At 69.8% G+C, this 21,368-nt stretch carries 26 protein-coding genes; 9 read left to right on the top strand and 17 right to left on the bottom strand.

Translation table 11 applies throughout. From position 1 onward, the window contains the following. Nucleotides 1-131: 131 nt before the first annotated feature. From ACFY01_RS15145 to ACFY01_RS15090, 12 genes are all read right to left on the bottom strand, one after another. Complete coding sequence (locus tag ACFY01_RS15145) at nt 132-356, bottom strand: hypothetical protein (protein ID WP_390736158.1); 225 nt, start codon at nt 354-356, stop codon at nt 132-134. 231 nt (nt 357-587) lie between these two features. Further along, a complete protein-coding gene (locus ACFY01_RS15140) occupies nt 588-1,850 on the bottom strand; it encodes a tyrosine-type recombinase/integrase (protein ID WP_390736157.1) in 1,263 nt (420 codons plus the stop codon). Further along, nucleotides 1,850-2,047 carry a helix-turn-helix transcriptional regulator gene (locus ACFY01_RS15135; RefSeq protein WP_390736156.1) on the bottom strand — a complete coding sequence of 66 codons (198 nt, stop codon included), beginning with the start codon at nt 2,045-2,047 and terminating at the stop codon, nt 1,850-1,852. The genes ACFY01_RS15140 and ACFY01_RS15135 overlap by 1 nt, the downstream gene beginning before the upstream one ends. Nucleotides 2,048-2,049: 2 nt before the next feature. Continuing rightward, entirely contained in the window at nt 2,050-3,426 is a 1,377-nt protein-coding gene (gene repSA, locus ACFY01_RS15130; RefSeq protein ID WP_390736155.1) for a replication initiator protein RepSA, read from the bottom strand. Beyond that, nucleotides 3,419-3,604, bottom strand: a complete 186-nt coding sequence (locus tag ACFY01_RS15125) for a hypothetical protein (protein ID WP_390736154.1) — start codon at nt 3,602-3,604, stop codon at nt 3,419-3,421. The genes repSA and ACFY01_RS15125 overlap by 8 nt, the downstream gene beginning before the upstream one ends. A 91-nt stretch (nt 3,605-3,695) precedes the next feature. Beyond that, nucleotides 3,696-4,010 (bottom strand): SpdD-like protein, encoded by a 315-nt coding sequence (locus ACFY01_RS15120; protein WP_390736153.1) that lies wholly within the window; start codon nt 4,008-4,010, stop codon nt 3,696-3,698. 24 nt (nt 4,011-4,034) lie between these two features. Then, nucleotides 4,035-4,190 carry a hypothetical protein gene (locus ACFY01_RS15115; protein WP_389140846.1) on the bottom strand — a complete coding sequence of 52 codons (156 nt, stop codon included), beginning with the start codon at nt 4,188-4,190 and terminating at the stop codon, nt 4,035-4,037. An 11-nt stretch (nt 4,191-4,201) separates the two neighbouring features. Next, nucleotides 4,202-4,393: a mobile element transfer protein gene (locus ACFY01_RS15110; protein ID WP_390736152.1), complete on the bottom strand. Its 192-nt coding sequence runs from the start codon at nt 4,391-4,393 to the stop codon at nt 4,202-4,204. A gap of 22 nt (nt 4,394-4,415) precedes the next feature. After that, the gene (locus ACFY01_RS15105; protein WP_390736151.1) at nt 4,416-5,093 is read right to left on the bottom strand and encodes a DUF2637 domain-containing protein; all 678 of its coding nucleotides are present in this window, start codon (nt 5,091-5,093) and stop codon (nt 4,416-4,418) included. Continuing rightward, the gene (locus tag ACFY01_RS15100) at nt 5,093-5,299 is read right to left on the bottom strand and encodes a hypothetical protein (protein WP_390736150.1); all 207 of its coding nucleotides are present in this window, start codon (nt 5,297-5,299) and stop codon (nt 5,093-5,095) included. The genes ACFY01_RS15105 and ACFY01_RS15100 overlap by 1 nt, the downstream gene beginning before the upstream one ends. Nucleotides 5,300-5,385: 86 nt before the next feature. Beyond that, complete coding sequence (locus tag ACFY01_RS15095; protein WP_390736149.1) at nt 5,386-6,741, bottom strand: FtsK/SpoIIIE domain-containing protein; 1,356 nt, start codon at nt 6,739-6,741, stop codon at nt 5,386-5,388. 2 nt (nt 6,742-6,743) lie between these two features. Then, complete coding sequence (locus tag ACFY01_RS15090) at nt 6,744-7,100, bottom strand: hypothetical protein (protein WP_390736148.1); 357 nt, start codon at nt 7,098-7,100, stop codon at nt 6,744-6,746. Nucleotides 7,101-7,249: 149 nt separating this feature from the next. Between ACFY01_RS15090 and ACFY01_RS15085 the strand changes: the two genes are divergently transcribed. From ACFY01_RS15085 to ACFY01_RS15070, 4 genes are all read left to right on the top strand, one after another. Continuing rightward, nucleotides 7,250-7,618, top strand: coding sequence for a GntR family transcriptional regulator (locus tag ACFY01_RS15085; protein ID WP_390736147.1), 369 nt, complete (start codon nt 7,250-7,252; stop codon nt 7,616-7,618). 233 nt (nt 7,619-7,851) lie between these two features. Beyond that, nucleotides 7,852-9,066, top strand: coding sequence for a helix-turn-helix domain-containing protein (locus ACFY01_RS15080; protein ID WP_390736146.1), 1,215 nt, complete (start codon nt 7,852-7,854; stop codon nt 9,064-9,066). A gap of 19 nt (nt 9,067-9,085) precedes the next feature. Continuing rightward, on the top strand, nt 9,086-9,571 hold the full coding sequence (locus tag ACFY01_RS15075; RefSeq protein ID WP_390736145.1) for an NUDIX domain-containing protein: 486 nt from the start codon (nt 9,086-9,088) through the stop codon (nt 9,569-9,571). 14 nt (nt 9,572-9,585) lie between these two features. Then, complete coding sequence (locus tag ACFY01_RS15070) at nt 9,586-9,795, top strand: e9imm peptide (protein WP_390736144.1); 210 nt, start codon at nt 9,586-9,588, stop codon at nt 9,793-9,795. A gap of 1,004 nt (nt 9,796-10,799) precedes the next feature. Here ACFY01_RS15070 and ACFY01_RS15065 read toward each other — a convergent pair. Beyond that, complete coding sequence (locus tag ACFY01_RS15065) at nt 10,800-11,393, bottom strand: hypothetical protein (protein ID WP_390736143.1); 594 nt, start codon at nt 11,391-11,393, stop codon at nt 10,800-10,802. 607 nt (nt 11,394-12,000) lie between these two features. Here ACFY01_RS15065 and ACFY01_RS15060 point away from each other — a divergent pair. The 4 genes from ACFY01_RS15060 (at nt 12,001) to ACFY01_RS15045 (ending at nt 15,359) form a co-directional block, all read left to right on the top strand. Continuing rightward, complete coding sequence (locus ACFY01_RS15060) at nt 12,001-12,372, top strand: GIY-YIG nuclease family protein (RefSeq protein WP_390736142.1); 372 nt, start codon at nt 12,001-12,003, stop codon at nt 12,370-12,372. A gap of 225 nt (nt 12,373-12,597) precedes the next feature. Then, entirely contained in the window at nt 12,598-14,262 is a 1,665-nt protein-coding gene (gene ettA / locus ACFY01_RS15055) for an energy-dependent translational throttle protein EttA (protein WP_390736141.1), read from the top strand. 6 nt (nt 14,263-14,268) lie between these two features. Beyond that, nucleotides 14,269-14,679 (top strand): acyl-CoA thioesterase, encoded by a 411-nt coding sequence (locus tag ACFY01_RS15050; protein WP_390736140.1) that lies wholly within the window; start codon nt 14,269-14,271, stop codon nt 14,677-14,679. Beyond that, on the top strand, nt 14,676-15,359 hold the full coding sequence (locus ACFY01_RS15045) for a hypothetical protein (RefSeq protein WP_390736139.1): 684 nt from the start codon (nt 14,676-14,678) through the stop codon (nt 15,357-15,359). Before ACFY01_RS15050 ends, ACFY01_RS15045 begins: the two co-directional genes overlap by 4 nt. A 27-nt stretch (nt 15,360-15,386) precedes the next feature. Here ACFY01_RS15045 and ACFY01_RS15040 read toward each other — a convergent pair whose 3' ends face one another. Beyond that, on the bottom strand, nt 15,387-15,800 hold the full coding sequence (locus tag ACFY01_RS15040; RefSeq protein WP_390736138.1) for a globin: 414 nt from the start codon (nt 15,798-15,800) through the stop codon (nt 15,387-15,389). Between the two features lie 77 nt (nt 15,801-15,877). On the opposite strand from ACFY01_RS15040, the gene ACFY01_RS15035 reads away from it, so the two are divergent. Continuing rightward, nucleotides 15,878-16,867: a methyltransferase domain-containing protein gene (locus tag ACFY01_RS15035; protein ID WP_390736137.1), complete on the top strand. Its 990-nt coding sequence runs from the start codon at nt 15,878-15,880 to the stop codon at nt 16,865-16,867. Between the two features lie 26 nt (nt 16,868-16,893). Here the strand turns inward: ACFY01_RS15035 and ACFY01_RS15030 are convergent, their stop codons facing one another. From ACFY01_RS15030 to ACFY01_RS15020, 3 genes are all read right to left on the bottom strand, one after another. Beyond that, nucleotides 16,894-18,432 (bottom strand): FHA domain-containing protein, encoded by a 1,539-nt coding sequence (locus ACFY01_RS15030; RefSeq protein ID WP_390736136.1) that lies wholly within the window; start codon nt 18,430-18,432, stop codon nt 16,894-16,896. 68 nt (nt 18,433-18,500) lie between these two features. Further along, nucleotides 18,501-19,883: a VWA domain-containing protein gene (locus ACFY01_RS15025; protein ID WP_390736135.1), complete on the bottom strand. Its 1,383-nt coding sequence runs from the start codon at nt 19,881-19,883 to the stop codon at nt 18,501-18,503. Between the two features lie 100 nt (nt 19,884-19,983). Continuing rightward, nucleotides 19,984-21,366 carry a protein phosphatase 2C domain-containing protein gene (locus ACFY01_RS15020; protein ID WP_390736134.1) on the bottom strand — a complete coding sequence of 461 codons (1,383 nt, stop codon included), beginning with the start codon at nt 21,364-21,366 and terminating at the stop codon, nt 19,984-19,986. Nucleotides 21,367-21,368 lie beyond the last annotated feature (2 nt).

The raw sequence follows: 21,368 nt of genomic DNA, 5'->3' as shown, positions 1-21,368 counted from the left end.
TTGCCACATATGGCGTATATGTGATACGGGGCATCGGTTGCAAGCATTCAACCCGAATCGCCGCATTCGGGACCCTTGGTCGACCGGCCTCCCACCACCGGCCGACCGCGGCAGGTGCCCTGGGTCATGCGCTACGTGTCCACCCGGTAGAGCTCGATGTCCTTGTTGACGAAGAGGTGGACGTACCCACACCGCCAGCAAATGAGGCCAGTGGCCTTCTCGTCGGCCCAGGCCATCTTCATGAACTCCATGCCGGCGCTGTTCAACAGGACGCCTCGCTCCCGGAACACGTCCCCCTTGCAGACCTGGCAAGTGATCCACATCTCACCGATCGCCGCACGTACCGGCTTCGCCATCGCGTGAACGCCCCCCTTGTCGTATGGATGCACACGAGGCTACGTGACGGCGCAAGCGCCCAATCACTCGCGTGAGTCTCAGCCACCGGGCGACAAAGTGCCAGGTCAGGGACTCGTGACCATATGGGTTTCCGCCCAGGGGTGGCGGTCGGGCAAGATGGGGTGTTACTTGCCGCAAGAGGGCATGAAAAGGCCCCTCACCAGCAGGTTTCCCGCCGATGAGGGGCCGTCTCAGGCAGCCTGGGCCGTCTCTGGGCCGTCATGAGCGTGACCGGCGGCCCGGTACATCGCGGAGATGGCTTTCCGGGTCCGGGTCTCGCTGCTCGGCATCAAGTGCGTGTAGACGCGGAGCGTGAAGCCGGGATCGCTGTGGCCGAGGTAGAGGCTCAGGGCCTTGATGTTCTCCCCGGCGTCCAGGAGGACCGAGGCGTAGAAGTGCCGCAGCGCGTGCATCCCGTGCTGGCGGGCCGCGGCGTAGCGGTCACCCTTCTCCGGGGCCGGGATGATGTCGGCGGATGCCAGGGCAGGCTTCCACGACTGGTCATTGAACCCCTGGCTCCAGATGGCCGCGCCGATGCCGCTCGTGAAGACGAGCCGATGCGTGACCTTGGGGCCGGTCGGGGTCAGCCAGGGCAAGGTCACGTCGGCGGGCGGGAAGCGCTCCAGGTGCTCGCGGAGCGCCGCTGACACCTCAGGGTCGAGGGGGACGTCACGGAGCTTGCCGCGTTTGGGCGGGGCGAAGACGAGCGTGCCGCGGACCTTCTTGATCTGCTGGCGCACGTACAGCCAGCCAAGATCCCCGATGCTGTCGACGGTGAGCCCGAAGATCTCGCCCTGGCGCAGACCGCATCCGGCGCCCACGTCGACCATGGCCCTGTACCGGTCGGGGAGCCCAGCCCGTACGCCGAACACCTGCTCAGCGGTCCATGGATGCACGCGTGTCGGCGCGGGGCGCGGTGCCTTGACCGATCGAGCCCGGCAAGGGTTCGAGGCGAGCAGACGGTCATCTACGGCCGCGTTCAGCACGGAGGAGACAGCGTCGAAGATGAGGCGCCGGTACTGGGCCGACGCCACGGCGTCTTCGAGCTGGCGGTTCCAGTCGCGTATGTGCTCGGGCTGGAACGAGCCGATGGGACGGGTGCCGAGGTACGGCAGAGCGTGGAGGCGCAGCCTGCCTTCCACGGCGGCCCGGCTGGTCAGATCGATCGTGAGAGCGGCGAGCCAGCGCTCCGTGTACTCACGGAAGGTGACCCGGGCCGCCCTCGGGTCTATGTACTGGCCGCGCGCCATGTCGGCCTCGATGTTGGTCAGCCACTGGTCGGCGAGCCGCTTCTGCTTGTCCGGGAAGCTCTTGGACTTCTCCGTGCCGTCCGGGCCGATGTAGCGGGCCCGGTAGCGCAGGCCGATGCCGTGCCGGTCGGTCTTGACCTTGCGCGTCTTGCCGTCCGGGCCGACCTCGGTCCGGTACCAGCGGTCTTGGATGTGCCCGGCCATCAGGCGGCCTCCCCGAGCTGGGTGTCGACCCAGGCGCGCACGTCGTCCGGGTCGAAGCGCAGGTGCCGGCCGACGCGGAAGCCGCGGGGACCTGTGCGCTTGCGTCGCCATTGGTAGACCGTCTCGACGCTGGGAAGCTCGAACATCTCCACCAGGTCCTCAGGTGTGAGGAAGCGGTCCGGCAATTCTGCGGCCATGGTCAGCACTTCCCTTCCTGGTCGAGTTGGTCCCGTAGGGCTTCGCGGGCTGTTTCGCGGTTGAGCTGGAGATCGCGGGCGATGGTGGCGGCCAGGGCGGATTCGCCGGGGGTGTGGCCGTGTCCGGCGTACTGCCAGTCGGCGAGGACCAGGACGGTGTCCGGCTCCTGGTCCTCGAGGCCGAGGGCGGCGTGTTCCTGGGCGGCGCGGTAGTCGGCTCGTTCCTGGCGGAGGGCGCCGAGGGTGGTGGAGTAGCGGCGGGACTTGGAGGAGAAGTGGCCGCGGAAGCCGAGCATGTGGGCCCAGGCCCAGAGGCGGCGGTCCGGGTAGAGCGGGTCGAGGAGCTTGCAGGCTTCGATCAGGCGGCGGGTGTGGTCGGGGACGCCGTGGCGGTCGAGTTCGGACAGCTCGCCGATGCGACGGTCGAGGGTGCCGGTGTTCTCGGCGGCTTTGGTGGCGTACTTGGCGACGTAGGAGGCGACGGCCTGTTCGGTGATGTCGGAGCCGTCACCGAAGGCCTTGACCGGCCGGACGTCGAGCTGTCGGCCCCAGCGGAAGGTCCGGGCCGGTTGGTCGGCAGCGGCCGGGACGGATACCGAGGTGTAGGAGTGGTCGGCGGCGGCCCGGATCGCGTCGGAGAGGAGGTCGACCGTGGCCCAGGTGGGCGGCGGGGTGCCGGGGCCGTCCGGGCCGTCGATGCGGATCACGGCATGGAAGTGCAGGGCCCCGCGCTTTTGGAACTCTGCGACCTTGCCGTATGAGAGCCGGGCGGCTTCCTTCAGCTCCCGTTGAGAGAGGCCGGCGCGGGTGGCGATCTCGCGGCGGAGCCGGTTGGTGAAGCGCTGCCAGAGCTGTCCGGCGTGGTTGTTGAACAGCACGGCGCCCCAGTAGTCGTAGGTGGCCGAGTCCAGGGCGGTGCCGAGGGCGGGATGGTCGGCGGGGTGGCGGGTGCCGCAGCGGCAGACACCTCGGTCGGGCCGGTTGTGGACCGGGCCGAAGGAGGGGGCGGTGAGAGTGGCGAAGACGCGGGGGTGGTCGCGGACGGTGGCGGGGATGTCGCGGCGGTCGTCTCCGGCGAGGCCCGCGCGTATGAGGTGGTAGGTGTCGCCCGCGTAGGTCCAGGCGCAGGAGGGGCAGCGGGAGGCGCGGCGGTTGCCGCAGGCGAGGCGGAGCCGTCCGCCTGGCTCGTTCTCGGTGCTGTAGTGGTGCAGGGTTTCGCCGGTGGTCTTGTCTTTGTGGAGGGTCCAGCCGGTCAGGTGGATGGGGTCGGAGCAGCCGCCTGTGCGGCGGATCTGGTCTTCCCAGCGGGTGTAGTCATCGGCCGAGGCCACCCTCAGCAGGTCGCCGAGGGTGGCCGGGTCGAGCAGCGTGTCAGGCACGGGCGCCCTCCCGGACGCGACGGGTGCGGGCGTGGCCGGTGCCGTTGCAGGCCGGGCAGTGCGCGGTGATGGTGCGCAGGTGTCCGCGGGCGTTTCGGCCGCCGAGGGTGATGGCGGCGGAGGCGAAGCCGTCGCAGTTGCCGCAGATGCGGGGCGAGGACGTGGTGCGGTCGGTCATGCTGGGGGTTCCTTCCGGTTGAGAGATCGGGCAGGGGCACGGCTTCCGGGGCGGCGGTGACTTGGCGGTTGACGACCGCCCCGGGGGCCGGTCAGCGGCGCTTGGCGTCGGCGTTGACGAGGGAGCGGATCACCAGGGCGCAGATGGCGAAGGAGACGCCTGTGATGGCGACCGCGAGGAGCATGGAGACGAGGACGGCGCCGACGACCAGGACCACGGCGGTACCGCCGCCGACGAGGGCGAGGACGCTGCCGGGCGTGAGCTGAACGGTCGGGCAGGTCGGCGCGACCGGGGCCGGGGCGGGCGCGGCGGGCTGGTGGACCGTGGCCGTCTGCTCGGTGACGGTGGCGGGCGGGTGGGTGAGGCCGGTGGCCGTGGGCATGGTCGGGATCTTGGGCCGGAGCATGGTCGGTCTCCCTTCGGCGGGTGGTTACTTGACGGCGGTGTCGATGACGGGGGCGAAGAGGCTGTCGGCGAGGAGGTAGCCGCCGAGGAGGAGCACGGCGACGAGCCACCAGGGCGGGCGGATGAGCTTGACGCCGAGCCAGCCGACGACCAGGAGGGCGAACCAGAGCGGGACCTGCATGGCGGTGGCTCCTAGCGGACGCGGCAGCGGTGGGTGCGGGCGGCAAGCTGGGCGGCGGACTGGCTGGTGTAGTCGGCGGACCAGCCGCACCGGTCGGCGGTGCACACGGCCGCGTGCTTGGTGCGGCCGTGGCGGTCGCGGTGGGTGCCGATCTGCACCGGGCCGATGCTCATCACGGAGTGGAAGTGGTCGCGAGCAGGCATGGCGGTCGGTTGTCCTTTCTGGTCAGGTGAGTTGGGCGGCGATGGCGTCGGCGAGCTGCGGCGGGACGCCGAGCCGGGCGCGCAGGGTGTCGGTGTCGATCGGCGAGCCGGTACGGGCCCGATGCGCTTCGGCGACCTTGCGGGCGTGGTCGACCAGGGCGGCCGGGACCGGCATAGGCGGAGCCGGGGCAGACGCCGGAGCGGCGACCGGCAGGGCCGGGGTGTCGTCGTCCGCCGTGACGGCCTCGTGCTCCGGAGCCGGAGGAGGAGCGGGTTCGGGTTCTGGCTCGGGGTCGGGGGCCGGGGTTGCGGGTGCCGGCGGATCCGGCATCCGGTCCGCGGCCGAGTGAGCCAGGAGCGTGCCGCCGAGGAAGGCGAGGGCGGGCCATCCGGCGATGCCGAGGCGGAGCAGGGCGGGCGGGTCCGCCAAGTTCAGGAATCCGGCGGTGGCCACGTTGGCACCGAGCGAGGCGACCAGGGCGATCAGGAACCAGCACCAGGCCAGCCGGGACGGGCCCTCACTGCGGAGGCGTCGCCAGGCGGCGACCAGGAGCAGGTCGACACTGACCGGATAGGCCCAGGCTTTCCAGCCGTCCTGTCCGGCAGCGGCGGCCAAGTCGTGGAGGTGGGCGAAGGACAGGGCTCCGGCGATGACGGCCTGGACCAGGACCGCGTCGACGCGGAGTGCGGGGCGGGCCATCAGGACCCCTCTCCGGGGTAGGGCGGGCCGCTGTTGGGGTCGTAGCCGGGCGGGAACGTCCCGGGCGGCGGCTCGGGCAGCGAGGCGGCCAGGGACGTGCCGACGATCTCGATGAAGTCCTGGTCGGCTCCGGCACTGTCGCCGTAGAGGGCGAGCTGGCCGAGCATGAGCACGGTGCGGGCGAAGTCCTCGCAGCTGGGGCACATAGCGGGGCTTCCTCCCTTCATGAGGCATGGCAGGGGTAGGGACCTGGCGCGAAGGCGGTCACGCCGACCGGAGGAGCAGCAGAGACTCAGGCGGTCGCGGGAGCCGTCTTGGACAGCGGCACCCGGGCGGAGGGCACCGGGGTGAGGGCCGGGCGGAAGGGCGCGAGGGCGGGCAGGTCCGGGGCGCGGTCGGCGTGCCGGTTGCAGATGTTCACGGCCTCACGCAGCGAGGTGTGCGGTGCGCGGATCCGGGACCAGCCGCCGGTCGAGTCACCGGTGACGGCGACGCCGGGGGTGTCGGTCGGGATCTGGATGGCGGCGAGGACGGCGTCCGGGGAGATGTCGCCGAAGGCCATGTTCGCCGAGGTCTCGTCGTTGACGCGGTGGGCGGTGCGGCCGGTGAGCTGGGCGCGGAGCATCGTGATGCCCTTGCCGAGTTCCGAGCCGAAGCGCTGCCCGCACACCTCCAGGTAGATGCCGGCCGCGCGGCCGAGCTGGGCGAGGCGGACCAGGGCGGTGATGATCCGGTCCCGCCGCTTCTCCTCCTCCTTGCTGGCGTACAGGGCGAGTTCGGCGACCTCGTCGACCAGGACCACGACCGGGACCGGGCGCAGCGTGGCGGGCAGGTCCCAGATGTCGGCGGCGATCTCCGCATCCGGCACGGCAACGCTGATGCGCTGCTCGGCGCGGATGAGCTGATACACACCCTCCATGTGCGTGACGAGCGCTTCGAGCAGCTCCAGGGCGGTGTCCGGGTTGTCGGCGAGGGCGGAGAACCGGCGGGCCAGCGGGAAGAGCTCCACCCCTTGCTTGCAGTCGATGCCGACCAGGGCGACGTCATGCGGAGCGAGCCCGGCGACCAGGTTGCGCTGGTAGACGGACTTGCCGGACTCGGTGGCGCCGAGGGTGAGCGCGTGCGGGACGGCCCGGTAGTCGCGGTAGTGCACCGAGCCGTCCTCGCGCAGGGCGACCGGGATCCGCATCGGACGGGTGTCTGTCGTAGAGGGCATCTGCACCCGTTTGAGCACGTCATAGCCGGTCATCCGCACCTCGACGACCCCGGAGCGCAGCTCACGCGAGGTGACCCCGTACATCCCGAAGGAGTGCCGCAGCCGGTCGCTCGATGCGGCGACGTCGAAGGCGTCCTGGCCGGGGCGGAGCTTGAGCCGCAGGACGAGGCCGGTCCGGGTCGGGCGCAGGCGCAGGATGCGCGGCGGGCGGGACTCCGGAACGGGCCGGTTGGTGGCCCGGGCCAGGGCCAGGCGCCAGCGTGAGGGCGGGACGGTCAGCCCGCAGGCCTCCATGACCGAGGCGTACTGGAAGCGGACCCGCAGCGCGGCGAAGGTGACCCCGAAGGTCATCCAGTACCAGGCGGGACGGCGCCACCGCAGGAGACCCGCAGTGGCGACGACCAGCACCAGCGTGACCGTGAAGGCGGTCATGATCAGGCCGCCTTGGAGTTCGCGGCAGCGGCGACGAGGGACGTGACCGCGACGGCACGGAAGGCGATGCCGTGCCGCTTCTGGCCGTTGAACTCGTTCTCCCACGGCCGGGCGATCAGGCCCGTGAGCGCGACCGGGGTACCCATGGTCAGCTCACCGGAGATGCCCGGCTCCGGGACGGTGATGGACAGGATCTCGACCTCGTCGTTGGCCGCGAACATCACGTCGACGGTCATCATCTTCGCGCCGGTCTCGGCGTCCGTGGCGATCTCGCCGGTACGGCGGTCCTTCACCTTGGGCTGGGGGTTCTTGGCGACCATCACGGTCGCGGCGGACGTGTCGACGGGAATCTGACGCATGTGTGCGCTCCTCGGTGTCGTCGAACTTGACGTACTTAGTACGTCGGCCTGCTACGAGACTGCACCCGAAGTACTTAGTACGCCAAGTGGGTTCTCGACTGTCGTCGGGGGATGTGCTGCACTTAGTGCGACAAGCACTGAGAGGGGCTATGGCCGAGTTCACCGGACGCGCGAAGTACCTGGAGATTGCCGACGACTTCAAGCGCCGCATCCGCCAGGGAGAACTGACTCCAGGCACCAAGTTGCCGTCCGAAACCGAGCTGATGACCACTCACGACGTCTCACGGACGGTGGCCCGGCAGGCGATCTCACGTCTCCGCGAGGACGGCTACGCGATCTCCCACCAAGGCAAGGGCAGCTTTGTCACTCGTCCTGACGAGCCGCGTCCGGCCAAGCACAGCCCGGAGTTTGAGGAGATCGCCGGGTACCTGTCCGATGTCCGCCGAGAGGTGCGTCAGCTCGCGGAGCGGATGGATCAGCTTGAGCAACTGGTGCGGAAGCAGACGCAAGACGACTGACCAACGCCTCAGCGCGACACCCGAGCTCGGCTACCTCCTCGCCAAGTTGCCTTACCTCACTGATGAGTTCCACCACTTCGGCCGGGGTCAGCGGCATCGTGGCTCCTTCGTCGTGGTTCGACCTGACAGTCCCTGCGGTTGTGAGCAACGCTAGGAGCGGGGCGCCGGAGTACCCCGGAAAATCTCTCCGGGGTCCCACATAGAGAGGGGGGGACGCTCTTGCCATGCGAGGAATGACGACGAACCTGACGATCGGCGAACGCGTTGCCTGGTACCGCCGCAGGCGGGGCATGTCCCAAGAGGTGCTGGCCGGACTGGTCGGCCGAACCGTCGACTGGCTGAGCAAGGCCGAGAACAACCGGATCGAGCTGGACCGGCTCTCTGTCATCAAGTCGCTTGCCGACGCACTCGACGTGACTCTGGCGGACCTACTCGCCGAGCCGACCCTGCTGGACTGGACAGCCGACAGCGGCACCCGCACGGTGCCGGCGCTTCGCTCGGCCCTGATGAACTACCGCCAGCTCACTCCGCTGTTGGGCGTCACCACCGAGGGCGAGCCGACCCCGCTCGACGAACTCCGGGCCAGCGTCGAAGAGGTCTGGGACGCCTACCAGGAGTCCCGCTACGCATTCGCCACCCGCCGCCTGCCGCTGCTCCTGGCCGACGCGCTCATCGCTGCCCAGGCCTACGAAGGCCGGGAACGCGAGCAGGCGCACGAACTCATGGCGATGACCTACCAGGGCGCGGCCATGGTGCTCACCAAGCTCGGCGAGACCGACCTTGCCTGGATCGCGGCCGACCGCGGCCTGGCCGCAGCCCAGCAGTCCGGCAATGCGGTAGTGACCGGGTCCCTGTTCCGCTCCGTGGCTCACTGCCTGCTGTCCAACGGCCGCTTCGATGCCGCCACACAACTCGTCGGAGACGCGGGCGACTACCTCCGCCCCGGTCTCGACAACGCAAGCCCCGAGTTTTTGTCCATCTACGGGACCTTGTTCCTCGCAGGCTCCATGGCAGCAGCCCGAGCGGAGGACCGCGCAACGACGCAGGCCTTCATCACGGAGGCCGAGCGGGCGGCGCAGCGCCTTGGAAGCGACGCCAACCACGTCTGGACCGCTTTCGGCCCGACGAACGTGGCGATCCACCGAGTGGCCACCGCCGCGGAGCTGGGAGACATGCAGATCGCCGTCGACCTGGGCCCACAGATCGACACCAGCGGCCTGCCGACCGAGCGCCGGACCCGGCACAACATCGAGGTGGCCCGAGCCCTCAGCGCCCACAATCGCATGGACGACGCCCTGGGCAAGATCCTGGAAGCGGAGAGCTGGGCACCCGAGCAGGTACGAAGCCACTACCTCGCGCGCGAGCTCGTACTCACCTGGGTCCGGAGCCAGCGAGGCAAGCCCAGCCGCAGTCTGGCGGACCTGGCCAACAGGCTGCATGTCGTCTGAGCTGGGTACGCTCGGCTGCATGGCGCCGAATGCACAGGAAGCGAAAATGGCGCACCCGCGGATGGCAGCGGGTGCGCTCTTCTTTGATGCCGCAGGGCGGGTCCTCATGGTGGAACCCACGTACAAGGACTACTGGGAGATCCCCGGCGGATACGTCGAGACTGGCGAGTCCCCGCTTCACGCCGCCATCCGCGAGGTCCAGGAGGAGCTGGGCATCACACCGCCCATCGGTCGCCTGCTCGCGGTCGACTGGGCCCCGAACGACGCCGAGGGCGACAAGGTGCTCTACCTGTTCGATGGCGGCCGGCTCAGCCAGGAGGACCTGGCCCAGATCACCTTGCAGCCCGACGAGCTGAAGAGCTTCGAGTTCCTCCCCCCGGACCAGGTAACCGAGCGCACGATCCCGCGACTGGCCCGACGCATCCTCGCAGCAGCAGCGGCCCGAAACGAGGCTGCACCGGTCTACCTCGAACACGGGCAGAAGCCCGGCGACAAGGCAGCATGACCACACCACGCAGCATGAGCCGAGAGGCAGGCATCCTCCTTGTGCAGCGGCTCATGGACGCCGACTACGCCGACGAGGCCGAAGCCGACGAGATCATCGCAGCACTGGTACGCGGACTCGGCTGCCCACACGTCAGTGACTACATCTTCTGGGACTTCGACGCCCAGCTGACGGCCGAGAAGGTTGTGGACCGAGCACTGGCCTACGAGCCGTTCGCCCTATGATCGTCGCTCTGTGATGGGAGCGCGGTAAGACTTTCCCTACTTCATCAAGGCCCGCGCACGGCGCGGGCGCGCGCCGCCTCTGCGGCGCGGCCTGCCTCCTGTCTGCGCCCCGGCTGGCCGCGCCCGGCGGCGCGCTGCGTGCATGCGGGCGAAGGCCAGGGAAAACCCGCTGTGGCTGGGGCGGTCGGCTCCACGGCTTTAGGCAGCCACTTTGGGGCGAGCCTCCAAGATCATGGCCCCAACGTCGTGCTTTAACGGGCAGGTCCACAGACTGCCCGACTCGCCGGAAGCTTACGGGGCCATGATCACTCGCCCCAAACTCCAGCCCAAAGCCGTTCCACCGCCCGCTTGCATCAGCCGCCGATAGTCGTTGTTCAGGCCCGTGGCAGAATTTTTTCGCGAGCTTCTCGCGGACCGATGATCACAGTGAGAGCCCCCAGATCCTTTGGGTGCTCCTTGACTGAAACGTTACCGCGCTGCTCAGAAACAGATCCACGAGCATGAGACGAGTAATCGATCACCATCGCAGACTTGCTGCAAGCAAGCGAAGCCCACGTTACAGATCCACTCGCACCTTCTGCCGAAGCAAAATTGTATGGGCCAGCAGGGTATTTCGCACTTCCACCTGAATCATTCTCAGGCCATGCTGAAGTAATATGCAACAATGATCGCTTTGAGTCCATCGCGTCAGCCACCCGAAGGCCGCAGGAGTCTCCCTGGGTGTACGCGATCAGACGAACAGAACCCTTCCTGAGCTCGCCTACCACCTTGGGGGCATGAGAGTCTGAAGGGAACTCATCCGCCGCAATGATCTTTTCTTCGGCCGCGTCGATCGAATCAAGTCGACTTAGATGTGTGAATTGGCCGGCCGATGAGTCATGCGTAGCCCCACGCCCGCCTCCCGAAGTGCACGCGACACACAAGAGTGGAAGGGCGGCCCCTAAGGCTAGCCTTCGAAAGATCTGCGCCATGGGCCACCCTTTCACGTCCCGAAATTAGACCGGTTAGTCTAGCCACTCATTGAAGCATACGCCAATGGGCTTGTACACTTCGACTACATGGGGGATACGATGAATGTCCGTAATCTTGAGCCGATAGTGCTCAAGGAGAGTGTATGCTTCAATATTTCCATGCTTGCCTCTGGGTACCTCGTAACGAGTTTCATCGGTAACCCTGTAGGTGTTTGTCACACTAAATCCTACAGCGGCAGAGATTAGACCCTTACTGAGTCCGGCCTCCCCGCTGAGCTGGACCGATCGCTCCTTATTGACCGACAGTACCAGGGTGGTCTTACCCTGGCCGGCAGTCTTCGAAATTACTTCGGTGTTGCACATCTCGCCCAGATCGGATACCGACTGAGCCGAAACAGCAGAAAGCGGCCGCGCAGAATCGGCATTACGCTTGAGTATCAACCTGGCCCCAGGCTTGGAGACGTTGACAGGTATCTTGGCTCCAGGCTCAAAGAACTCAGCGACGGTACTTGCAGCGGGAGTCTTTACTCTGTCCTGGGCCGCGGCCGGAGCCGCTGGCGTAACCGCTAAGCCCATACTCACGGCGGCTGCACCGACGAGCGCACCAATCCGTGCTGTGCGATTCATGTTTCCCCCTAGGTCTCGGTCTACATCTCTCGGGTTGCGTTCCCGTGCTGGCGAACGAATAGAAACCTAGTGGCTACACAGCGCATCTCTCAATTGAATTGAGGGAGACTTGAGAGTGGACTGGTTGATTCCGGCAAGAATTTCTATTCTTCTATAGAGGGCATATTCTTCACCAATTTCCTATTTGTCGCCCTGTCTGGTTATTCCTAAAACAGCGGATCGATCCCGAAGGAATGGAAACGCCGATGGGTTCTCAGGCAGCCGTGACGGGCCGCGGACTAGGCCTCGACGCTGCTCCCTCGCAGGTCAGCACCAGAGCAAGCCCTAGATGCCCCTAGCTTCCCAAGCTGATGTGACGTACGCAGGCCACGAACCTTCCGTCAACGTCGACCAGTAGCCTGCGACGATCACTCGTGGTACGCCTGGAGGGTCCGTGGAAGCTACCGCTCTCGTCAGTCCCGATCGGTTGTGGTCGGCGCCAGAGGTTTTGGTGCGTCCGAGCCCTGTCCCGGCAGCGGCAGGGGTCTACGGGTGGCACTTCAAGCAGCCGCCCCACCAGGACCTGGATGCTGGGCGCCTGCTCTACGTCGGGATAGCACCGCGGTACATGGCGAACCGGACCAGCACGCAGAACCTGCGCAAGCGGGTGCGCTACCACTACCGCGGCAACGCGGCCGGCTCGACGCTACGGCTCACCCTCGGCTGCCTGCTCGGACTTGAGCTGCGCCGTGTGGGCAGCGGCAAGCGGATGACCTTCGGCAAGGCCGGCGAAGCCACCCTGAGCCAGTGGATGGCGGACAACGCGCGAGTGTGCTGGATCGAGCAGAACGAACCGTGGGACCTCGAGTCACAGCTCATCTCCCGACTCGACCTCCCGTTGAACCTCGATCAGAACCGGCACAACGCGTTCCACAGCCGATTGAAGGAGCTACGGGCCCAGGCTCGCCAGCGGGCACGGGAGTTGCCCATCAGCTCCTGAGCCGCCGAGCGGGCCGCCGGGGCTTTTCTGGGCCGTCCCTGGGCCGTGCGAGGGAGCCCGAGGGTGCTCGACAGCGACCGGCAGTGACAGGTGAGCCTCAGCCACCAGCAGTAAAGTGCCAGGTCAGAGCCCCGCGACCATATGGGTTTCCGCCTAGGGGTGGCGGTCGGGCAAGATGGGGTGTATCTGCCCACTGCCAGATTTCAAGCTGCCGGACGGTTTCTCTTGGCTGAGTTCATTTACACCATGCGCAAGGCGCGCAAAGCGCACGGCGACAAGGTGATCCTCGATGACGTCACCCTGAACTTCCTGCCGGGGGCGAAGATCGGCGTCGTCGGTCCGAACGGTGCCGGTAAGTCGACCGTGCTGAAGATCATGGCGGGGCTGGAGCAGCCGTCCAACGGCGACGCCTTCATCTCGCCCGGTTACAGCGTCGGCATCCTGATGCAGGAGCCCACGCTGAACGAGGAGAAGACCGTCCTGGAGAACGTCCAGGAGGGTGTCGCCGGGATCAAGGGCAAGCTCGACCGGTTCAACGAGATCGCCGAGCTGATGGCGACCGACTACTCGGACGCGCTGCTCGACGAGATGGGCAAGCTCCAGGAGGACCTGGACCACGCCAACGCCTGGGACCTCGACGCCCAGCTCGAGCAGGCCATGGACGCGCTGGGCTGCCCGCCCGGCGACTGGCCCGTCACCACCCTCTCCGGTGGTGAGAAGCGCCGCGTCGCCCTGTGCAAGCTGCTCCTGGAGGCGCCCGACCTGCTGCTCCTCGACGAGCCCACCAACCACCTCGACGCCGAGTCCGTGAACTGGCTGGAGCAGCACCTCGCCAAGTACGCGGGCACCGTGGTCGCCATCACCCACGACCGGTACTTCCTCGACAACGTCGCCGAGTGGATCCTCGAGCTCGACCGCGGCCGCGCCTACCCGTACGAGGGCAACTACTCCACGTACCTGGAGACCAAGGCCACCCGCCTCAAGGTCGAGGGCCAGAAGGACGCCAAGCGGCAGAAGCGGCTCAAGGAAGAGCTGGAGTGGGTGCGGTCCAACGCCAAGGGGCGGCAGGCCAAGTCCAAGGCGCGTCTGGCGCGGTACGAGGAGATGGCCGCCGAGGCCGAGAAGATGCGGAAGCTGGACTTCGAGGAGATCCAGATCCCGCCGGGCCCGCGCCTGGGCAACGTCGTCGTCGAGGTCGACAAGCTCAACAAGGCCTTCGGCGAGAAGGTGCTGATCGACAACCTGTCCTTCACGCTGCCGCGCAACGGCATCGTCGGGGTCATCGGTCCGAACGGCGCCGGCAAGACCACGCTCTTCAAGATGATCCAGGGGCTGGAGACGCCCGACTCCGGTGACATCAAGGTCGGCGAGACGGTCAAGATCTCGTACGTCGACCAGAGCCGCGAGAACATCGACCCGAAGAAGACGCTGTGGGCCGTCGTCTCCGACGAGCTGGACTACATCAACGTCGGCCAGGTCGAGATGCCGAGCCGTGCGTACGTCTCCGCGTTCGGCTTCAAGGGCCCGGACCAGCAGAAGCCCGCCGGTGTCCTCTCCGGCGGTGAGCGCAACCGCCTCAACCTCGCGCTCACCCTCAAGCAGGGCGGCAACCTGCTGCTCCTCGACGAGCCGACCAACGACCTCGACGTCGAGACCCTCAGCAGCCTGGAGAACGCGCTGCTCGAGTTCCCCGGCTGCGCCGTGGTCGTCTCCCACGACCGGTGGTTCCTCGACCGTGTCGCCACGCACATCCTCGCCTACGAGGGTGATTCCAAGTGGTTCTGGTTCGAGGGCAACTTCGAGTCGTACGAGAAGAACAAGATCGAGCGGCTGGGCCCGGACGCCGCGCGTCCGCACCGCGCCACCTACAAGAAGCTGACCCGGGGCTGATCGGTCTTGCGCCACATCTACCGCTGCCCGCTCCGCTGGTCGGACATGGACGCGTACGGGCACGTCAACAACGCGGTCTTCATCCGTTACCTGGAGGAGGCCCGTATCGACTTCCTGAACCGCCCGGAGAAGGATTTCAAGCAGGGGTCCGTGGTGGCGCGCCATGAGATCGACTACAAGCGGCAGCTCGTCCACCGCCACCACCCGGTGGACATCGAGCTGTGGGTCAGCGAGATCAGGGCCGCGTCCTTCACCATCGCCTACGAGGTGAAGGACGACGATCTGATCTACGTACGGGCCTCGACGGTCGTCGTGCCGTTCGACTTCGAGGCCCAGCGGCCGCGGCGGATCACCGGGGAGGAGCGGGAGTTCCTCCAGGGGTACATGGACGACGCGGAGGAGGCCGTCGCCGCATGACGGTGCCGCGGGTGCTCCACCTCGCCGACGAGGGGGAGGCGGCCGATCTCGCCGCCTTCCTCGGCCGGCTGCTCCACTACGACCGTGGGGCCGCCGTGCGTCTTCAGGCCGCGGGGACCGCGCTCGCCGTGTTCGGACGGCCGCCGTCCTTCGAGGTGCTGACGATCCGCGCGGTACGGCTCGAGAAGCCGTACGAGGACGGGCTGGACCGCACCCTGGACGTGACCGTGTCCGCGGGTGAGTTCCTCGAGTCCGTCGACGAGACGGCGGCCACGGCCGTCGTCCCGGGCGCGGTGACCGGGCCGCCGTGGGCGGGGGTCCTTCCGCCGCGCGGCGGCTGGCGGGCGGAGCCGGGACTGCCGGCCCCCGACGCCCTGCGGACCATGGTGGCCGCGGCCGTCGCCGAATTCCGGTCCCGTACGCAGGAGCTGGCGCCCGAGCTGCGGACCCGCGCCGAGCTCGACCGGATCGGGCGGGAGATCTGGTCCCGGACGGTCGCGGACACCGGCCTCCCGGTGCGGGCCGTGCACGCGGCCCAGTCGCTGGGGTTCCTGCGCCCCGGCGGCGAGGGCGGCCTGGGGCTGTTCTCGTCCGGCACGTGGCTCAGGCTGCGCACGCCGTACGGGTCCGTCGCCGTGCGCACGGCGGGACTCGGGACCCTGGGCTTCAGCGTGCGCTGAGCCCGACCGGGCCCCGGCCCGCCGCGGTCACTCGGCCGTGTTGATCATCGAGGCCGCCGCGTACGTCAGGTAGTTCCACAGCTGGCGCTCGTGCTCCTCGGACAGGCCGAGCTCGTCGACGGCCGCCCGCATGTGCCTCAGCCAGGCGTCGTGCGCCGCGCGGTCCACGGTGAAGGGGGCGTGGCGCATCCGCAGGCGGGGGTGGCCGCGGTTGTCGCTGTACGTCGTCGGGCCGCCCCAGTACTGGATGAGGAAGAGCGTCAGCCGCTCCTCGGCCGGGCCCAGGTCCTCCTCCGGGTACATCGGCCTGAGCAGCGGGTCCTCGCCGACCCCCTGGTAGAAGAGGTGGACCAGCCGGCGGAAGGTCTCCTCCCCGCCGACCTGCTCGTAGAAGGTCTTCTCCTGAAGCGTGCCGCGCCGGATCTCATTCACGTACCCCATGCTCTCAGACGCCCCGACCGAGGACTGTGGCCCTAGGACCACTCGCCTCCGGCCGCTCGGCGCCGCACAGTGGACGTATGGGCTCGTACGCTCTCGACGACGACAGGGAACTCGCCGAACTCGCCGGCGCCGCGCGGGCCGCGCTGGTGCGGGAGATCGACGCGAGCGGGGCGTGGAACGCCGATCCGGTGTGGCGGGAGGTCTTCGCGGCGGTGCCGCGGCACCTCTTCGTGCCGTACTACTACGTCGGCACCGCCGGCGGCTACGAGCGCAGATGGGGCGAGAGCCCGGACGTCGAGGCGCGGGAGCGCTGGCTGAGCGGTGCCTACGCGGACGCCCCGCTGGCCACCCGGCTGCGGGACGGGGAACTGCTCTCCTCCAGCAGCCAGCCCTCGCTGATGGCCCAGATGCTCGCGGAGCTGCGGGTGAGGGACGGCGACCGGGTGCTGGAGATCGGCGCGGGCACCGGCTACAACGCCGCCCTGCTCGCCCACCGGCTCGGCGATGACGACCTGGTCACCACCGTCGACCTGGAGCCGGAGATCACCGAGTCGGCCCGGCAGCACCTGGCTGTCGCCGGGTACCACCCGGCCGTGGTCACCGGGGACGGGGCACGTGGAGTTCCCGAGCGCGCCCCCTTCGACCGGATCATCGCGACCTGCGCCCTGCCGTCGGTGCCGCGCGCCTGGCTCGCCCAGTGCCGTCCCGGCGCGCGCGTCCTGACGCCGCTCGCCACCGGTCTGGTGGCGCTGACCGTACGGGACGCCGGGCACGCCGAGGGCCACTTCCTCGCCACACCGGCGTTCTTCGTCCCGCTGCGCGGCGGGCACCGGCCCGAGCGGGAGCCGATGTCCCTGGAGGGGCTGCCGCCCCGGGCCCGCCGGCAGGAGCTGTTCCGCTTCCTGCTCGCACTCACCCGCGGCAGCCTCACCCCGCGGCAGGCGTACGCGCTGTGGGAGCGCGAGGGCAGGCCCCCGCGCGAGCGGTACGGCGTCACGGTCGGCGGCGACCGCGAGTGGGCCTGGCTGGACGACCCGGAGGGGCTGCACACCTGGCCCCTCCCGTGATCCGGCCCGTGGCAGCGGGCTCGCGGCTAGCCGCGCCGGACGGTGATCGTCGTCCAGGCGCCCACGTGCACCCGGTCGCCGTCCTGGAGCGGCACCGGCACGAAGGGCTGGATCGGCTCCTCCCCGCCGTTGACCGTCGTGCCGTTGGTCGAGTTCTGGTCGACGACCGCCCAGCTGCCGTCCGGCTGCTGGACCAGCACCGCGTGCTGGTGCGAGACGCCCGGGTCCTCCGGCGGCACCGACAGGTCGATGTCCGGGGTGTCGCCGGTGGAGTGGCGGCGGCGGCCGATGGTGACCTGGTTGCCGGTGAGCGTGCGCTGCTGCTCGGGCGAGTACGCGGGCAGGTTCAGGCCCGTGGCCTCGGGGCCGGAGCGCTGCATCATCGCCATGAAGTACTCGCGGTCCGGGCCGATGGTCGCCGTCCAGGTGGCCGGGCCCTGCGGAGCCTGCGGGTAGCCGTAGCCGGACGGGGCCTGGGGGGCCTGGGTGGCGCCGGGCTGCGGATAGCCGTAGCCCCCGCCCGGGCCGCCCCCGCCCGGGCCGCCCCCGCCCGGGCCACCGGGGCCGGAGGGGTTCGCGGACGACGGCGGGGAGATCACCCAGTCGTCTTCACCGCCGCCGAAGGACGGACCGCCCGACTGCGGCCGGCGGGTCTCCTGCGGGAAGGCCGGCGGGGCGGGCGGACCGGCCTGCTGGAACGCGGGCGGCGGACCACCGGCCGTGGCACCGGGACCGGGCGGCGGCGGAACCGGCCGCGACGGGTCCCCGCCGAACCCACCAGGGCCACCGGGGCCACCAGGACCGCCGAAGCCACCGGGACCGCCGGGGCCGGGAGGGGCGGGCGGGCCGGGGTGACCACCGGGACCGGACGGCTCACGGCCGAACGGCGAGGGACCGGCCGGACCCTGACCGCCGCCGAAGCCGGACGGGCCGGGACCGCCCTGACCGGGACCCTGACCTGGGCCCTGACCGGGCCCACCCGGGCCGCGCTCGCCGCCGAAGCCCTGGGGGCCGGGGCCCTGACGGGGGCCGCCGGGGCCGCCGGGTCCACCCGGACCGCTCGGACCACCCTGGCCGCGCTCGCCGCCGAACGGCGTCGGGCCGGACGGCTCGCTGCCGAAGGGGTTCGGCGGGATCGGCTCGGCGGGCCGGTTCATCTGGGACGGGCGCGAGCCCTGGTAGTCGAACGAGTCGCCGCCGCCGTAGGACGGGCCGGGCGGCTGGAAGCGGGGGGCCGCCGGACCCGACGCGGGCGGGCGCGGGGCGGCCGGGGTGTAGGAGGTCGCCGTGTTGGTCAGGAAGTTCCAGCGGCACTCCTCGCAGAACGGCGCGCCGCCCTCGCGGGGCGTGCGGCACTGCGGGCAGAGCTCCGGCTCGTGGTTCGGCACGGAGGACAGATGGCGTCCGCCGGGCTGGCCCCCCTGACCGGGAGGCGGCGGCGGGAACCCGTACCCGCCGCCGGCGGGCGGCGGAGGGGGCGGAGGTACGGCACCGGCCATGCGGTGACCGCAGACCTCGCACCAGTCGTCGGAACCCGACTGGTGTCCGTTCGGGCAGGTCGGCATGTCGGCGCGTCCCCCTTTCTCACAGGGTCCTGCTGGGTCGATCCGGGGTGTTCCCGGGTTGTCCTACGTCACTTCTTTACACGAACAGTCTTTGTGGACCGGGTCTCGAGAGTCATCTCGTCGGCCTCCGCGACCTTCGCCTTCAGTCGCACAGTACCTGTCGTGGCATCGACCACGTCCACCACCTTCGCAAGCAGTTTCGCAGTATCCGCGTTCCCGGAGGCACTGGCGAGCTGAACAGCCCGCCCCAGTTTGGCCGTTGCTCCATCGAAATCACCCGCTTTGCGGAGGTCAAGCCCCTGCTGGATGGCCTGGGCCAGTTCCGCCTGCCCGGTGTAGTGGGCGACCTGCGGGTTGATCGAGGTGGAGGCGGTCATGTCGTCGGTCCACACGGCCCGTACGAGGCCCTGGGCCCCCAGGTTCCGCACCGTACCTCCCACACTCTCGGCTTCGCCCGAGCGGGAGGTGCCCCCAGGCTGCGGAACGACCAGCGAGACCCGGGCGGCCAGCATCTCCTGGCCGATGCCCGCCGCGGGGACCTCGACGCATACGTGGTAGTCACGGGACTCGTCGCCCCAGGATCCGGTGGGGTAGTCCCCGGCGCGCGGGCCCGCCTCGGTGCGGCGGTCGGTCAGCTCCTCGACCGTCGGGGCCACCTGCTTGACGAACCGGATGGTGGCGCCGACCGGCGTCCACAGTCTGAGGGCGACGTCGGCGACCTCCTTGCCCATCGCCGTCTCCATCATCCGCGTGAAGTCGGCGGCGAGACCGGACGGGTCGGCGACGATGTCGGCGGTGCCGAGCAGCGCGGAGGCGATCCCTGTGACTTCTTTCACTTCCCAGTCGGTGCCCACGCCCCGCGCGTCACAGGTGAAGCGTCCGGCGCACGCGTCGAGGGCGGCCTTCAGGTCTTCCGGCGACTCGTGCTCGTTGCGGCCGTCGGTGAGCAGGATGCCGTGCCGGATGGCGACGTCCGCCGAGGACAGCAGCCGGTCGGCGAGCCGCAGCCAGGTGCCGATGGCCGTACCGCCGCCCGCGCTGAGCCGGCGCAGTGCCTGCTTGGCCTGCTCCCGGGTGGTGGCGTCGGCCAGCGCGAGCCGGCCGCCGCCCGGGTAGACCTCCTTGGCCACGTGCGTGCCGCCGATCACCGCGAAGTGCGTGCCGTCGCGCAGGGTGTCTATCGCCGCGGCCGTGGCGTCGCGGGCGTTGCGCATCTTGGTCGGCGGGTAGTCCATCGACCCCGAACAGTCGACCATGAGCGCCACGGCGGCGGACGGGCCCTGGCCGGCGGTGTACAACTGGGGGGCCGCCACCGCGCTCCCGATCGTCCCGCCCCCGGTCGCGGTCACCGTGACGATCGCGTTGACCTCGCGGCCGCTCTCCGGCAGGTACTCGTTCTGGTACACGTCCACCGAGAACTGCGGCACGTTCGACTTCGAGAAATTGGCCATGATCGCTTCGAATCCCCCTCCGAACCCACGATGCCGTGGGCGATGACTTTTGCGGACCGGTCCCCTCCGGTCCGCACAGGGCCTCCCCGTGTGCGGCCCCTCAGGCCGATCCTGCCCCTTGCGGCGGGGTCGGGAACGGCAGCACGGCCACTGTTACGTTGTCGTGGCCCCCGCCGTCCAGGGCGTGGCCGACCAGGACCTGGGCGGCGTGCAGAGGGCGGGCGGCGACGTCGAGCGGGACGGCCTCGGCCATCTCCCCGGCCGTCTCGGCGTAGTTCCACAGCCCGTCCGTGCAGACCACCACGACGCCCGGCCGGTCCGGCTTGAAGGACGCGGTGTGCGGCTCCAGTTCGTAGGCGTCCGCGCCGAGCCAGCCGGTGATGGCGTGGGCCCGCTCGTCGGCGTACGCCTCCGCCTCGTTCATCAGGCCCGCGGCGACCATCTGCGCGGCCCAGGAGTCGTCCTCGGTGAGCCGGGCCGGGGGCGCCGCACGGTCCAGCGGCACCCAGTAGGCACGGCTGTCGCCGACCCAGCCGACGACCAGCAGGCCGGAGGTGACCACCGCGCCGACGATCGTGCAGGCGGGGGCGTTCTGGTGCACGGCGTGCTCGCGGGCCCCGGCGGGCTCGTCCGCGAGGGCGTTGACCGCGTGCGAGGCGGCCACGATCGCGTCGTGCATGGCCTGTTGCGGGTGGGTGCCGTGCGTCAGGGCGGCCAGCAGCGACTCGCCCGCCGCCCGGGACGCGGCCATCGAGGCGTCGTCGGGGCGGGTCGCGGAGGAGACGCCGTCGCAGACGACCGCCAGGGTCACGGGCGAGCCGTCGGGCAGCGCCGCGTGGCCGATGGCGAAGGCGTCCTCGTTGCGGTGGTGGCGCAGACCGCGGTCGCTGACGGCGGCGACCGGGCCGGACTCCTGCTCCATGTGGTCGCGTTCGCGGGGCTGGGCGTGCCCGCAGTTCTCGCAGTAGCCGTCGCTGTCCACCCGGCCCGCCCGGCACGCCACGCACACCTTGGCCTCCGCGGCCGCGCTCGCGGCGTCGGCGGCGGCCCGCGGGTCGGGCGCCTGCAACGGGTAGTCGTCGGGCTGCGGAGGCCGGTCGAAGCGGACGCCGGAGACCGGGGCCGCGGGGGAGCCCGGGGCCTGCGCGGGGACCGTCTCGGGCGCGGGCGGGTCCGACGGCAGCGGGGAGCCGCCGGAGTCGGTGCCCGGGAGGTCCGTCGGCAGGTGCGCCGCCGCGGGGGTGCCGGAGCCTGCCTCCGGGGCCGGCACGCCGGGCCAGGCGGCCGCCTGGCCGGGGATCAGGCCGGGGGCCCGGCCGGGGCCGTCCGAGCCGTTCATGGTGAGCGTCGGGTGGTCCTGCGGCGGCGCGGGCACCGCCGACAGGTCGTACCCGCACACACCGCAGAAACGGTCATCCGACTCGAGCGGCTCCGCGCAGTTGGGGCACTGCGACAGCGCGGCCTGCTGGGGCATCTGCGACATCA

The sequence above is a fragment of the Streptomyces sp. NPDC001480 genome (assembly GCF_042894725.1).
Lineage (GTDB): Bacteria > Actinomycetota > Actinomycetes > Streptomycetales > Streptomycetaceae > Streptomyces.
The sequence above is the reverse complement of the archived record's forward strand: the minus strand, read 5'-3'. Positions and strand labels throughout refer to the sequence as shown.